The organism is Streptomyces sp. AC558_RSS880 (assembly GCF_019049255.1).
Lineage (GTDB): Bacteria > Actinomycetota > Actinomycetes > Streptomycetales > Streptomycetaceae > Streptomyces.
On the sequence record NZ_JAGMUJ010000159.1, the window covers coordinates 193,920 to 207,870 of the forward strand.

At 71.4% G+C, this 13,951-nt stretch carries 10 protein-coding genes and 1 pseudogene; 4 read left to right on the forward strand and 7 right to left on the reverse strand.

All coding sequences use genetic code 11. The features are described 5' to 3' along the window. Positions 1-269 precede the first annotated feature (269 nt). The 3 genes and pseudogenes from KUM38_RS36005 to KUM38_RS36015 all read left to right on the forward strand — a co-directional run bounded on the left by KUM38_RS36005 (position 270) and on the right by KUM38_RS36015 (position 3,868). Complete coding sequence (locus KUM38_RS36005) at positions 270-1,982, forward strand: glycoside hydrolase family 6 protein (protein WP_217135972.1); 1,713 nt, start codon at positions 270-272, stop codon at positions 1,980-1,982. A 165-nt stretch (positions 1,983-2,147) separates the two neighbouring features. Continuing rightward, the gene (locus KUM38_RS36010) at positions 2,148-3,062 is read left to right on the forward strand and encodes a trans-aconitate 2-methyltransferase (RefSeq protein WP_217135974.1); all 915 of its coding nucleotides are present in this window, start codon (positions 2,148-2,150) and stop codon (positions 3,060-3,062) included. Positions 3,063-3,129: 67 nt separating this feature from the next. After that, positions 3,130-3,868: pseudogene (locus KUM38_RS36015) on the forward strand (SDR family oxidoreductase). Between the two features lie 63 nt (positions 3,869-3,931). Here the strand turns inward: KUM38_RS36015 and KUM38_RS36020 are convergent. The 3 genes from KUM38_RS36020 to KUM38_RS36030 form a co-directional block, all read right to left on the reverse strand. After that, complete coding sequence (locus KUM38_RS36020) at positions 3,932-4,720, reverse strand: aldo/keto reductase (protein WP_217136005.1); 789 nt, start codon at positions 4,718-4,720, stop codon at positions 3,932-3,934. A 134-nt stretch (positions 4,721-4,854) separates the two neighbouring features. Beyond that, positions 4,855-6,681 (reverse strand): long-chain fatty acid--CoA ligase, encoded by a 1,827-nt coding sequence (locus KUM38_RS36025; RefSeq protein ID WP_217135976.1) that lies wholly within the window; start codon positions 6,679-6,681, stop codon positions 4,855-4,857. Between the two features lie 295 nt (positions 6,682-6,976). Then, positions 6,977-7,849: a LysR family transcriptional regulator gene (locus KUM38_RS36030; protein ID WP_217135978.1), complete on the reverse strand. Its 873-nt coding sequence runs from the start codon at positions 7,847-7,849 to the stop codon at positions 6,977-6,979. 126 nt (positions 7,850-7,975) lie between these two features. On the opposite strand from KUM38_RS36030, the gene KUM38_RS36035 reads away from it, so the two are divergent. Beyond that, the gene (locus tag KUM38_RS36035) at positions 7,976-9,046 is read left to right on the forward strand and encodes a bile acid:sodium symporter family protein (protein WP_254398247.1); all 1,071 of its coding nucleotides are present in this window, start codon (positions 7,976-7,978) and stop codon (positions 9,044-9,046) included. Between the two features lie 34 nt (positions 9,047-9,080). Here KUM38_RS36035 and KUM38_RS36040 read toward each other — a convergent pair whose 3' ends face one another. The 4 genes from KUM38_RS36040 to KUM38_RS43120 all read right to left on the reverse strand — a co-directional run. Next, the gene (locus tag KUM38_RS36040; protein WP_217135980.1) at positions 9,081-10,760 is read right to left on the reverse strand and encodes an alpha/beta hydrolase; all 1,680 of its coding nucleotides are present in this window, start codon (positions 10,758-10,760) and stop codon (positions 9,081-9,083) included. Positions 10,761-10,976: 216 nt separating this feature from the next. Then, the gene (gene fdhD, locus KUM38_RS36045) at positions 10,977-11,825 is read right to left on the reverse strand and encodes a formate dehydrogenase accessory sulfurtransferase FdhD (protein ID WP_217135982.1); all 849 of its coding nucleotides are present in this window, start codon (positions 11,823-11,825) and stop codon (positions 10,977-10,979) included. 17 nt (positions 11,826-11,842) lie between these two features. Beyond that, positions 11,843-12,703, reverse strand: a complete 861-nt coding sequence (locus KUM38_RS36050; protein ID WP_217135984.1) for a 2Fe-2S iron-sulfur cluster-binding protein — start codon at positions 12,701-12,703, stop codon at positions 11,843-11,845. Beyond that, positions 12,700-13,951 (reverse strand): NADH-quinone oxidoreductase subunit F (locus KUM38_RS43120; protein ID WP_217135986.1); only part of this gene is annotated, 1,252 nt, incomplete at its 5' end. The genes KUM38_RS36050 and KUM38_RS43120, both read right to left, overlap by 4 nt.

Consider the following 13,951-nt stretch of genomic DNA (forward strand, 5'->3'; position numbering starts at 1 on the left):
GACGCGTCCGAGCTGCAAGGAGTCGCTCAATGCGCCACCCCCCGCGTTCAGTACTTTTAGCCATCCCCGTGCACGTGTGGAGCACCTGACGCGGGGTCGCTCGTTCCCGTGGGATCCATGTGTCGTCCGTGCTGCCCGGAAACTCCCGGCCGGCACCACAGGCCTGCCCCCATCAGGTCCGAACGGCATCCCCACCCGTAAGGCACCAGGCCGCGCGATCACCTGCGCGCCCCAGAAGGACAGCCCCCTACGGATAGGAAACCCGCACCATGAGTCGCACCAGAACCGCGCTTCTCGCCGCCATGGCGCTGGTCGCCGGCGCCACCGGGACGGCGATCGCCGCCGTCCCCGGCGAGTCCGGCGCGGCCGCCGTCCCCTGCACCGTGGACTACAAGGTGCAGAACCAGTGGGACACCGGCTTCACCGCGTCCGTGACGATCACCAACAACAGCGCCGCCAAGTCGTCGTGGTCGCTGAAGTGGTCCTACGCCGGAAACCAGAAGGTCACCAGCGGCTGGAACGCCAAGGTGACCCAGTCCGGCGCGAACGTCACCGCCGCCAACGAGTCCTACAACGGCACCCTCGCCACCGGAGGTTCGACCACCTTCGGCTTCCAGGGCAGCTACAGCGGCAGCAACGCCGTCCCCGCCACCTTCACCCTCGACGGCGTGACCTGCAACGTCGACTCCGGCGGCGGCCCCACCGACCCGCCGCCGGACCCGCCCGGCAACCGGGTGAACAACCCCTATGACGGCGCCAAGGTGTACGTGAACCCCGAGTGGTCCGAGAAGGCCGCCGCCGAGCCGGGCGGCAGCCGCATCGCGAACCAGCCCACCGGTGTCTGGCTGGACCGCACCGCCGCCATCAACGGCGTCAACGGCGGCATGAGCCTGCGCGACCACCTCGACGAGGCCCTGCGGCAGAAGGGTTCCGGCGAGCTCGTCATCCAGCTGGTCATCTACAACCTGCCCGGACGTGACTGCGCCGCCCTCGCCTCCAACGGCGAGCTCGGCCCGACGGAGATCGACAAGTACAAGACGCAGTACATCGACCCGATCAAGGCCATCCTCGCCGACTCGAAGTACGCCTCGCTGCGGATCGTCACCACGGTCGAGATCGACTCCCTGCCCAACCTGGTCACCAACGTGTCGCCGCGGCCCACCGCCACGCCCAACTGCGACGTGATGAAGGCCAACGGCAACTACGTCAAGGGCGTCGGCTACGCCCTCAACAAGCTCGGCGACGTGGCCAACGTCTACAACTACGTGGACGCCGGCCACCACGGCTGGCTGGGCTGGGACGACAACTTCGGCGCCTCCGCGCAGATGTTCAAGGAGGCCGCGACCGCCGAGGGCGCGACCGTCGCCGACGTGCACGGCTTCATCGCCAACACGGCCAACTACAGCGCGCTGAAGGAGGACCACTTCTCCATCGGCGACAACGTGGCCGGCAAGTCGGTGCGCGAGTCGAAGTGGGTCAGCTGGAACCGCTACGTCGACGAGCTGTCGTACGCCCAGGCGCTGCGCAACCAACTGGTCTCGATCGGCTTCGACTCGGGCATCGGCATGCTGATCGACACCTCCCGCAACGGCTGGGGCGGTGCGAACCGGCCCACCGGGCCCGGTGCCACGACCAGCGTGGACACCTACGTCGACGGCGGCCGCTATGACCGCCGGTTCAACACGGGCAACTGGTGCAACCAGTCGGGAGCCGGACTCGGTGAGCGTCCGCAGGCCTCACCGGAGCCCGGGATCGACGCCTACGTGTGGATGAAGCCCCCGGGCGAGTCCGACGGCGCGAGCGAGGTCATCGACAACGACGAGGGCAAGGGCTTCGACCGGATGTGCGACCCGACGTACACCGGTAACCCGCGCAACGACAACAACATGTCGGGTGCGCTGGGCAATGCCCCGCTCTCCGGGCACTGGTTCTCCGCCCAGTTCCAGCAGCTGATGCAGAACGCGTACCCGCCGCTGTCGTGACGGGCTGACCACCGGTCCGCCGGGGCCGGGCCTGCCAGGTCCGGTCCCGGCGGAGCGCCGCGCGCCTCGTTCACCGCACCCTTTTTGCGGGAGCGGCAACATGGGTTGCCCGTCGCCGGTGCGTCGTCGCACCCTGACGGCATCCGAGCGGAGAGGCTGAGCACCATGGCGCACGACCACCAGCACGACCACGACCACGACCACGAGCACAAGCACGGGCACAAGCACGGACACGGGCACGACCACGACTGGGCCGAGATGGCCCCCCTGCTCGAATCCGAGGCGGAGCTGTTCACACCGCTCTACGAGCGGGCCCTGAACTGGCTGGCGAAGGAGGTGACGGAGCCGGGACTGATCGTGGACGCGGGCAGCGGCCCCGGCGTCATCTCGTGTCTGTTCGCCGAGACCTTCCCGGGCGCGCGGGTCGTGGCCGTCGACGGTTCCGAACCGCTGCTGGAGCGGGCCAGGGACCGTGCCGGGCGCCAGGGCGCCGGCGACCGTTTCGGCACCCTCGCCGGTGAACTCCCCGACGTGCTCGGCGAGCTGGACTACCCGGCCGACCTGCTGTGGGCCAGCCGCAGCGTGCACCACCTCGGGGATCAGGCCGCCGCGCTGGCCGCCTGCGCGGAGCGGCTGGCGCCCGGCGGCACGCTGGCCGTGATGGAGGGCGGTCTGCCCGTCCGGTTCCTGCCCCGCGACATCGGGTTCGGCCGACCCGGCCTCCAGGCGCGCATCAACGTGGTGGAGGAGGAGCGGTTCGGCCGGATGCGCGCCGAGCTGCCGGGCTCGGTGGCCGTCGTCGAGGACTGGCCGGCCCTGCTGACCTCGGCCGGGCTGCACCACGCCCGCTCGCGCACCTTCCTCCTCGACCTCCCCGCCCCGGTCACGGACCGCTCCCGTGCCCATGTGGTCGCCGCCCTCACCCGCACGCGCGAGGTCATCGGCGAGGACCTGGACGCCGACGACCGCGCCACCCTCGACCGCCTCCTCGACCCCGACGACAAGGCGAGCGTCCACCACCGCCCGGACGTGTTCGTCCTGGCGGCCCACACGGTCCACGCGGCGGTACGGCCCGTGTGACGGCTTGACCTGGAGAGCTCTCCAAGTGATGGACTCCCTGGCACGCAACGACACACAGGGGGTTTCCATGACCGATTCTCCGGTAGCGCTCATCACCGGCGGCGGCAGCGGGATCGGCGCCGCCGTCGCACGGCGGTTGCTGGACGCGGGACAGCGGGTGGCCGTCACCGGGCGGGGTGAGGAGCGGCTGCGTGGTTTCGCGAAGGAACTCGGGGAGCCCGAGGACCTGTTGACGATCACCGGGAACGCAGCCGAGTACGACGACGTACGGACGGCGGTGGACACCGTGCTGACGCGGTTCGGCCGGCTGGACACCGTCGTCGCCAACGCCGGTTTCGCCACCCACGACTCGGTCGCCGAGGGCGACCCCGCCGGGTGGACCGAGATGGTGCTGACCAACGTCCTCGGTCCCGCCCTGCTGATCAGGGCCTCCATCGACGCCCTGAAGGAGACCCGCGGGCGGATCGTGCTGGTCGGCAGCGTCGCCGGGTTCGTGCCCACGCCGGGCAATATCTACGGGGCCACCATGGGGGTACCTCCCGCTCGAGCGAAGCCGAGAGTGGGGGAGGGCGGTGACCGGGCTCGCCGAGAACACCCGGCGGCAGGTCACCGAGTGGGGTGTCGGCGTGACCCTGATCGCGCCCGGCCGGGTGGAGACCCCCTTCTGGGACTCCTACGGCAGCCTCCCGCCCGGCCATCTGCTCACCGCCGACCAGATCGCCGACTCGGTCGTGTGGGCCATGGCACAGCCGGCCGGTGTCGACGTCAACACCGTGGTCGTACGGCCCGTCGGCCAGCCCAACTGAGCACCGTCCCACGGACGCGCGACGGCCTCCCCCGGAGCGGGGGAGGCCGTCGCGTGCGGGGGATCAGCTGTTGACCTCCGCCGGGTCCGAACCGATGCGCCGGTCCTCGTTCAGCGCGCTGATCGCGGCGAGGTCCTCCGCGTCCAGGCTGAACCCGAAGACGTCGATGTTCTCCTCGATCCGGGACGGCGTCACCGACTTCGGGATCACGACGTTGCCCAGCTGGAGGTGCCAGCGCAGCACCACCTGCGCCGGCGTACGGCCGTGCTTCTGCGCGATCGCCACGATCGCCGGGATCTCCAGGATCCCCTTGCCGGAACCGAGCGGCGACCACGCCTCGGTCGCGATGCCCTGCTCCGCGTGGTACTCACGCGCGGCGTTCTGCTGCAGGTGCGGATGCAGCTCGATCTGGTTGACCGCCGGGACGACGGACGTCTCGGCGATCAGCCGGTCCAGGTGCTCCGGCAGGAAGTTGGACACGCCGATGGAGCGGACCCGGCCGTCGGAGAGCAGCTTCTCGAACGCCTTGTACGTGTCGACGTACCGGTCCCGGGCGGGCGTCGGCCAGTGGATCAGGTAGAGGTCCACGTACTCCAGGCCGAGCTTCGACAGGGACGTGTCGAACGCCCGCAGGGTGGAGTCGTACCCCTGGTCGCTGTTCCAGAGCTTGGTGGTGACGAAGAGGTCCTCGCGCGGGACGCCCGACTTCGCGAGGGCCCGTCCGGTGCCCTCCTCGTTGCCGTAGATCGCCGCGGTGTCGATGCTGCGGTAGCCGGCCTCCAGCGCCGTCGTCACGGCCGTCTCGGCCTCCGCGTCCGGCACCTGCCAGACGCCGAAACCCAGCTGGGGCATCTCGACGCCGTTGTTCAGGATGATCGGGGGGACCTTGCTCACGAGCTCTCGATCCTTCGGTTGTGGTCAGGTACTACAGGTGTTACCCCCATCGTCAACGATCACGGCCCGTGGCGCATTCCTGACCGGGAAATTCATGCCCGGTAGAGCGCCTCGACCTCGGTCGCGTACGCCTCTTCGATCGCCCTCCGCTTCAGCTTCAGCGACGGCGTGAGCAGTCCGTGCTCCTCGGTGAACGGCTGCGCCAGGATCCGGAACGTGCGGATCGACTCGGCCTGCGAGACCAGGGTGTTCGCCGTGACCACGGCCCGCCGCACCTCCGTCTCCAGATCCGCGTCGCGCACCAGGTCGGCCGGTGGCAGCCGCGGTTTGCCGCGCATCGCCAGCCAGTGCTCGACGGCCTCCTGGTCCAGGGTGACCAGCGCGGCGACGTACGGGCGGTCGTTGCCGACGACGATGCACTGGCTGACCAGCGGATGGTCCCGCACCCGCTCCTCCAGCGCCCCCGGCGAGACGCTCTTGCCGCCGGAGGTCACCAGGATCTCCTTCTTGCGGCCGGTGATGGTGAGGTAGCCGTCCTCGTCGAGGGAGCCGAGGTCACCGGTGGCCAGCCAGCCGTCGCGCAGGGCCTCGTCGGTGGCCTCGGGGTTGTTGAGGTAGCCGTCGAAGACGTTGTCGCCGTGCAGCCAGATCTCGCCGTCGTCCGCGATGTGCACGGTGACCCCGGGGATGGGCCGGCCGACCGTCCCGTAGCGGGTGCGCTCGGGCGGGTTGGCGGTGGCCGCCGCCGTCGACTCCGTGAGCCCGTACCCCTCGTAGACGTGCACGCCCGCGCCCGCGAAGAACAGGCCGAGCCGGCGGTCCATCGCCGAACCGCCCGACATGGCGTGCCGGATCCTGCCGCCCATCGCCGCCCGGATCTTGGCGTAGACGAGCTTGTCGAAGAGCTGGTGCTGCATCCGCAGCGCCGCGGACGGGCCGGGCCCGGTGCCCCAGGCCTTCGCCTCCATCGCGTCCGCGTACCTGACGGCCACGTCGACGGCCTTCTCGAACGGCCCCGAGCGGCCCTCCCGCTCCGCCTTGCGCCGCGCCGCGTTGAACACCTTCTCGAAGATGTAGGGCACGGCGAGGAAGAACGTCGGCCGGAACGCGGCCAGATCGGGCATCAGCGCCGCCGCGTTCAGCTGCGGCTGATGGCCGAACTTCACCTTCCCGCGGATCGCCGCGACCTCCACCATCCGCCCGAAGACGTGCGCGAGCGGCAGGAACAGCAGCGTCGCGGCCTCGTCGCCCCTGCGGGAGTGGAACACCGGCTCCCAGCGCTCGATGACGGTGTCCGCCTCGTACATGAAGCCGCCGTGCGAGAGCACACAGCCCTTGGGGCGGCCGGTGGTGCCCGAGGTGTAGATGACCGTCGCGACGGAGTCGGGGGTGACCGCCCGCCGGTGCCGGTGCACCACGTCGTCGTCGAGGTGCGCGCCCGCGTCGTACAGCTCCTGCACCGCGCCCGCGTCGAGCTGCCACAGCCGGCGCATCCGCGGCAGCCGGTCGATGACGGTGGCGATCGTCATCGCGTGGTCCTCGTGCTCCACGATCGCGGCCGTCACCTCCGCGTCGTACAGCATCCAGAGGCACTGCTCGGCGGAGGACGTGGGATAGACGGGCACGACCTGCGCGCCGATCGTCCACAGCGCGAAGTCGAAGAGCGTCCACTCGTACCGGGTACGGGACATGATCGCGACCCGGTCGCCGAACCGGACGCCGCCCGCGAGGAGGCCCTTCGCGAGGGCGAGCACCTCGTCGCGGAATTCCGCGCTGCTCACGTCCCGCCACCGGCCGGTGGTGTCCTTGCGGCCGAGCGCGATGCGCGACGGGTCCTCCTCGGCATACCGGAAGACCACGTCGGCCAGACCGCCCGCCGGAGGTTCCAGGGCCAACGGAGGGCTGGTGAACTCGCGCAATCCCGCTCCCCGCTCATCGGCGCCCGGACTGGTGCGGCGACGTCCTCGTCCCGCACGGCGCCGTGAAAGCTACCCCACGCGGACAGCGGGCGGGAGGGGGTCGGAAACCGGGCAGAGCTCATGTCCACGCTGGTCAGTGAAGGAAAAAGCGCTCACATGGGGAAGGGCCGGACAGAATCCTGACGGTCGAGTAAGTTTCGGTGCCGTAATCTCCACCGAATCTGTACGACCGCATGACCGCCCCTTGGGATGCCGCACCGGTCCCACTGGTCCAGCGTGCGGCCGGGCCGAAACGTCACTCCCGCCCGCCCCGGTGCAGCCGGTCGCCGCCCGCGAGGATCGCCGACGCCAGCGCGTCCGCCGCACCCTGCGCGGAGGGACGGCGCCGCCCGTGCACCACCACGAAGTCCACCTCGCCCGGTTCCGGCAGCCCCGCCCGCTCCGGCATCCGCACCAGCCCCGGCGGGATCAGTCCGCGCGAGTGCACCATCACCCCGAGCCCGGCACGGGCCGCCGCGAGCAGCCCGTTGAGGCTGCCGCTGGTGCACACGATGCGCCACTGACGGCCCTCCCGCTCCAGCGCCCGCAGGGCGAGGGCCCGCGTGATACCGGGCGGCGGATAGACGATCAACGGCACCGGACGGTCCGGGGCCGGCCGCAGGCCCGGCGCGCCGATCCACACCAGCTCGTCGTGCCAGACCAGCTCGCCCCGCGGGTCCTCCGGCAGCCGCTTGGCCAGCACCAGGTCCAGCCGGCCCGCCGCCAGCCGCTCGTGCAGGATGCCCGACAGCTCGACCGTCAGCTCCAGGTCGACCTCCGGGTGCTCGTGCCGGAACCGCTCCAGGATCTCCGGCAGCCGGGTCAGCACGAAGTCCTCCGACGCGCCGAACCGCAGCCGTCCGCGCGGCCGGGTGCCGGTGAAGAACCGCGTCGCCTGCTCGTGCACGTCCAGGATCCGCCGGGCGAAGCCGAGCATCGCCTCGCCGTCCTCGGTCAGCTCCACCGAGTGGGTGTCCCGCGTGAACAGCTGCCGCCCGGTGGCCTCCTCCAGCCGCCGCACGTGCTGGCTCACCGTCGACTGGCGCAGCCCGAGCCGCCGCGCCGCCTGCGTGAAGCTCAGCGTCTGCGCCACCGACAGGAAGGTCCGCAGCTGCGTCGGGTCGTACATGCGGCCAGAGTAGCGGCGGTCATCGCGGAACGTGATGACAGTGAGAGCGGTATACCGGATTCCCGATCACGGCGGGAGGGAGCAGGATGGGGAGGGGACGCCCGTGAACCCCTGAGTACCGAGCACATGAGCAAGTGGAGCACCGTGAAACGCCTGCGTCGGCCGAGTCGGCTGCCGATCGACCCGTACATCCTGCTGCTGCTCGGGACGGTGGGCCTCGCCGCGCTGCTCCCCGCCCGGGGGACCGGCGCGGATCTCGCCTCCGGCGCCTCCACCGCCGCGATCGCCTTCCTGTTCTTCCTCTACGGCGCCCGGCTGTCCACCCGCGAGGCCCTGGACGGACTGAAGCACTGGCGGCTCCATGTCACCGTGCTGGCCTGCACCTTCGTCGTCTTCCCGGTGCTGGGTCTGGCCGCCCGCGGACTCGTCCCGGTGTTCCTGACCGACCCGCTCTACCAGGGCCTGCTCTTCCTCACCCTGGTCCCGTCCACCATCCAGTCGTCGATCGCGTTCACCTCGATCGCCCGCGGCAACGTGCCCGCCGCGATCTGCGCCGGCTCCTTCTCCTCGCTGGTCGGCATCGTCGTCACCCCGCTGCTCGCGGCGACGGTGCTCGGCGGCAGCGGAGGCGGGTTCTCCGCCGACTCGGTGCTGAAGATCGTCCTGCAGCTGCTGGCACCGTTCGTCGCCGGACAGCTGCTGCGCCGCTGGATCGGCTCCTTCGTCTCCCGGCACCGCAAGGTGCTGGGGCTGGTCGACCGGGGCTCGATCCTGCTCGTCGTCTACACCGCGTTCAGCGCGGGCGTGGTGCAGGGCGTCTGGGACCGGGTGAGCCCGGTCCGGCTCGGCGGACTGCTCGCCGTGGAGGCCGTCCTGCTCGCCGTGATGCTGCTGCTGACCTGGTACGGCGCCAAGGCGCTGCGGTTCGGCCGGGAGGACCGGATCGCGATCCAGTTCGCCGGCTCCAAGAAGTCGCTGGCCGCCGGGCTGCCCATGGCGAGCGTGCTGTTCGGGGCCGAGGCCTCGCTCGCCGTGCTGCCCCTGATGCTGTTCCACCAGATGCAGCTGATGGTGTGCGCGGTGATCGCCAAGCGCCGGTCCCACGACCCGGTCGAGACGGACGCCGAGGAGATCACCGTCCCGGACCGAGCCGGACGCTCACGAACCGAGGCCGGTACGGGGACACGTTCCGGCTGAGCATCCCGGCCGCTCCGGCCGGTGAGGACCGGCGTCACGAGCACGTCGTGCCGGCCCGGGGGGTCGTGCCGTGGAGGAGGTACGTGTCGACGGCCTTGGTCGCGCAGCGGTTGAAGGGGTACGACCCGTGGCCCTCGTCCCGCACCGTCAGTAGCACGCCGACCCCCTCGCCCAGCTCGGCCGCCATCCGCTCGGCGCCCTCGTACGGCGTCGTCGGGTCGCCGGTGTTGGCGACGACGAGGATCGGGGCGGCACCGTCCGCGCTGACGTCGGGGGTGGCGCTCTCGCCGTCGAACGGCCACTCGTAGCAGAGGTAGACGCCGGTGGCCCAGGTCTCGCCGAAGACGGGGGAGGCCGCCTCGATCCGCTTCATCATCGCCTCGGCTTCGGTGAAGCCGGGGCGCAGGTCGGAGTCGGCGCAGGTGATCGCCGCGAAGGCGGACGTGCCGTTGCCGCCCGAGGTCCCGCCGCGGGCTCCGGCGCCGGCCCGGGTGCCGCGTGCCTGGGTGTCCGGGCCGTGGTCGTACGCCTCCTCCAGCAACGCGTCGCCGGTGCCCCGCTCCATGACCTCGCGGAGCGCCTTCGCCAGCGGCCTCCAGCCTTCCTCGCCGCTGTCCAGGTGGTTCGCGATGGCGTGGGCGGCGAGACCGTCGTCGAGTTCCCCGCCGACGTCGGTGGGCGCGGGCTTCTCCTCGAGCTTGTCCAGCAGTTCGGTGACGCGTTGCCGGGCCTGCTCGGGGCCGCTGCCGGTGGGGCAGTCGTCGTAGGCCTTCGCGCAGTGTTCGGCGAAGCGGTCGAAGGCGAGCTGGACGGCCTTGACCTGGCTGAGCTCGCCCTGCAGGCGGTCCAGCGTCGGGTCGACCGGGGCCTCGAGCACGAGCCGGCCCACGTTCCCCGGGAACAGGTGGGCGTAGACGCCGCCCAGCCTGGTGCCGTAGGAGACGCCGAAGTAGTGCAGCTCCTCGTCACCGAGGAGATAGCGCATCAGGTCCATGTCGCGCGCCGTGTGGGAGGTGCCGACGTACGGCAGCAGCTCACCGGAGTGCTTCCCGCAGGCGGCGCCGCCCTCGTACTCCTTCTCCCCGCAGATCACGGGGGCCGTCCCGCCGATGCCTCGCGGATCGAAACTGACCAGGTCGTACTGCTCGCCCAGCGCGGCGTAGTCGCTCGCGAACTCGGGGAGCCCCACGACGCCGGACTGGCCGGGACCGCCGAAGTTGAGGAGGAGCGACCCGATCCGCTTCCGCTCCGGTCCGGTGGCCCTCTTCCGGATCATGGCGACGTCGATCGTGTCGCGGCCGGGCCGCCCGTAGTCCAGCGGCGCCTTCATCGTGGCGCACTCCCAGCCGTCGCCCGGGGCGTCACCGTCCCCCTGCGCCCCGGACGGTGCCGGGCAGGCCGACCAGTCGAGCCGCTGACCGGTGGTGAAAGCCGCGGGCAGCCCCGGTGGCGGGTTCGTCGCCTTGCGCTCGTCCCGAGGGGGCGCCTCGCCGTCCTCGGAGGACGCGGACGGACCCGAGCCCGAGCCTCCGACGACATCGCACCCGGCCCCCGCGGCCACCACGCACACGACGGCGAGGGCGAGCAGGCCCGCGGCGGCGCGGCGGGGTGCGGCGGCGCGCACCGCGGTACACCGCGAGAGCCCACCGGACCCGTCCGCCCTCGTCCCGAAAGACCGGGTCGAGCGACCCGAGTCCCGAAATCGCGTACGCATCCGCGAGCCCCCCTGCCCCCTGGCACACCGGAACAGCGTGCCGTTCGATGTTCGACGGCCCGAACCTACTGATCGTCGTTCTTCGATGGCAATGGAGCAGGGTCCGGACGGGAGAGGTGAGGGGGCGGCGCGGTACGGGATCGAGGCGGGGCCCCGCGGCGCAGGGGGCGCTCCCCGCCGGCAGGGGCCCCGCCGCCGTGCAGCGAGCGGGACCGGTCAGCCCCGGGCGGCCGCGGCCCGCAGGGCGATGCGGTCCTCACCCGCGTACACGTTCATGGAACCGCCCCGCAGGAAGCCCACCAGGGTCAGGCCCGTCTCCGCCGCCAGGTCCACGGCCAGCGAGGACGGCGCGGAGACCGCCGCCAGCATCGGAACGCCGGCCATGACCGCCTTCTGCGCCAGCTCGAACGAGGCCCGGCCGGAGACCAGCAGGATCGTCCGGGACAGCGGCAGGTTCCCGCTCTGCAGGGCACGGCCGACCAGCTTGTCGACCGCGTTGTGCCGGCCCACGTCCTCCCGTACGTCGAGCAGCTCGCCGTCCTCGTCGAACAGGGCCGCCGCGTGCAGGCCGCCCGTGCGGTCGAAGACCCGCTGGGCCGCGCGCAGCCGGTCCGGGAGGCTCGCCAGCAGCTCCGGCTCCACGCGCAGCGGGGGAGCGTCGGCGATGGGGTGGCGGGCCGTCGTGCGCACGGCGTCGAGGCTGGCCTTGCCGCACAGACCGCAGGAGGACGTGGTGTAGACGTTGCGTTCGAGTGTGATGTCCGGGATCACCACTCCGGGGGCGGTCTTCACGTCGACCACGTTGTAGGTGTTCGAGCCGTCGACCGTCGCGCCCGCGCAATAGACGATGTTCTGCAGGTCGGAGGCGGTCGCCAGCACTCCCTCGCTCACCAGGAAACCGGCCGCCAGGGCGAAGTCGTCGCCCGGTGTGCGCATGGTGATGGCGAGGGGCTTGCCGTTCAGCCTGATCTCCAGGGGTTCCTCGGCGACGAGCGTGTCGGGGCGGCTGGAGACCGCCCCGTCCCGGATGCGGAGAACCTTGCGTCGTTCCGTGACTCGTCCCATGTCCCTGCCAGTTCCGTTCAGTCCCGGTTCTGTACGTGCGAAAAGCCGAAGCGGCCCTTGATGCACAGGTTGCCGTGGGTCACCGGATTGTCGTGCGGCGACGTGACCTTCACGATCTCATTGTCCTGCACATGGAGGGTGAGGTTGCAGCCCACACCGCAGTACGCGCACACGGTCGTCGTCTCCGTCTGCCGCGCCTCGTCCCACGTACCCGCCGCCCGCATGTCGAACTCCGACTTGAACGACAGGGCCCCGGTGGGGCAGACCTCGATGCAGTTTCCGCAGTACACGCACGCCGAGTCGGTCAGCGGGGCGTCGTGCTCGACGGCGATCCGGGCGTCGAAACCGCGGCCCGCGACCGAGATCGCGAAGGTGTTCTGCCACTGGTCGCCGCAGGCGTCCACGCACTTGTAGCAGAGGATGCACTTGTCGTAGTCGCGGACGTACAGGTCGTTGTCGATCCTGGGTTCCTCGTCGAGCCGGGCCGCGTCCGGGCCGAAGCGGTCCGGTTTCGCCTCGTACTCCTTGAGCCACCCGGCGACCCGGGGGGTCGTCGACAGGTCGACGGAGGACGCGAGGAGTTCCAGGACGACCTTGCGGCTGTGCCGGGCCCGCTCGGTGCCGGTGCGCACCTCCATGCCCGGCTCGGCCCTGCGGGAGCAGGCGGGGACCAGGGTGCGGGAGCCCTCGACCTCCACCACGCAGACGCGGCAGGCGTTCTTCGGGGTGAGGGTGTCGCCCTCGCAGAGGGTCGGGATGTCCTTCCCGGCGGCCCGGCAGGCGTCCAGGACCGTCGACCCCTCGGGCGCCCGGACCGGCTCGCCGTCGAGGGTGAACTCCAGCAGGCGGCGGGGGATCCCCAGCGGTGTCACGGTCATTCGTACGCCCCCAGACGGTCGATGGCGGATTCCACGGCGTTCCACGCGGTCTGTCCCAGACCACAGATCGAGGCGTCCCGCATCGCGCGGCCGACCTCGCGCAGCAGGGTGATGTCGGCGGCGGCGTCGGCGCCGGTGCGTTCGGCGATCCGGTGCAGCGCCTCCTCCTGGCGGACGGTGCCGATCCGGCAGGGGACGCACTGGCCGCACGACTCGTCGCGGAAGAACTCGGCGATGCGCAGGAGGAGGCGGGGGAGCGGGACCGTGTCGTCGAAGGCCATGACGACCCCGGAGCCGAGCGTGGTGCCCGCTTCCCGGGTGCCTTCGAAGGTGAGGGGGATGTCCAGTTCGTCGGGGCGTACGAAGCCGCCGGCGGCTCCGCCCAGGAGGACCGCCCGGAGGTTGTCACGGACGCCGGCGAGGGTGAGGAGGTCGCCCAGTGTCGCCCCGAAGGGGAGTTCGTAGACGCCGGGGCGGGCCACGCTGCCCGAGACGCAGAAGAGTTTGGGGCCGGTGGACCTCTCCGTGCCGATCGCCGCGTAGGCCTGGGCGCCCATGGTGAGGACGGGCAGGACGTTGACCAGGGTCTCCACGTTGTTCTCGACGGTCGGCTTGCCGAACAGGCCCTTCTCCACGGGGAAGGGGGGCTTGGTGCGGGGCTCGCCCCGGTGGCCCTCGATGGAGTTGAAGAGCGCTGTCTCCTCACCGCAGATGTAGGCGCCCGCGCCGCGCCTGATCTCGATGTCGAAGGCGTAGCCGTGGTGGAGGACGTCCTCTCCGAGGAGGCCGCGGGCGCGGGCCTGGGCGATGGCGTGCTCCATGCGGTGCAGGGCGCGTGGGTATTCGCCACGGAGGTAGAGGTAGCCCTGGTGCGCGCCGGTCGCGTACGCCGCGATGGTCATGGCTTCGACCAGCGCGAACGGGTCGCCCTCCATGAGGACGCGGTCCTTGAACGTGCCCGGTTCGGATTCGTCGGCGTTGCAGACGAGGTAGTGGGGGTGGTCCGGCTGGGAGGCCGTGGCCTGCCATTTGCGGCCGGTGGGGAAGGCGGCGCCGCCGCGGCCGAGGAGGCCGGAGTCGGTGACCTCGCGGATGACGGCGGCGGGGCCGAGGGCGAAGGCGCGGCGGAGGGCGGTGTAGCCGCCGTTCGCGCGGTAGTCGTCGAGGTCGGTGGGGTCGGTCGTGCCGATGCGGCGGAGGAGGGTGAGGGTGGGGTCGCCGGCCTGGGGGACGGCGGCGGTGGGTGGG

What these genes read in the sequence shown, in the direction of transcription:
- fdhD (WP_217135982.1), bottom strand. Translation starts at nt 11,825, where the DNA reads ATGGGACGAGTCACGGAACGACGCAAGGTTCTCCGCATCCGGGACGGG.
- KUM38_RS36020 (WP_217136005.1), bottom strand. Translation starts at nt 4,720, where the DNA reads ATGCCCCAGCTGGGTTTCGGCGTCTGGCAGGTGCCGGACGCGGAGGCC.
- KUM38_RS36040 (WP_217135980.1), bottom strand. Translation starts at nt 10,760, where the DNA reads ATGCGTACGCGATTTCGGGACTCGGGTCGCTCGACCCGGTCTTTCGGG.
- KUM38_RS36030 (WP_217135978.1), bottom strand. Translation starts at nt 7,849, where the DNA reads ATGTACGACCCGACGCAGCTGCGGACCTTCCTGTCGGTGGCGCAGACG.
- KUM38_RS36050 (WP_217135984.1), bottom strand. Translation starts at nt 12,703, where the DNA reads ATGACCGTGACACCGCTGGGGATCCCCCGCCGCCTGCTGGAGTTCACC.
- KUM38_RS36010 (WP_217135974.1), top strand. Translation starts at nt 2,148, where the DNA reads ATGGCGCACGACCACCAGCACGACCACGACCACGACCACGAGCACAAG.
- KUM38_RS36035 (WP_254398247.1), top strand. Translation starts at nt 7,976, where the DNA reads ATGAGCAAGTGGAGCACCGTGAAACGCCTGCGTCGGCCGAGTCGGCTG.
- KUM38_RS36005 (WP_217135972.1), top strand. Translation starts at nt 270, where the DNA reads ATGAGTCGCACCAGAACCGCGCTTCTCGCCGCCATGGCGCTGGTCGCC.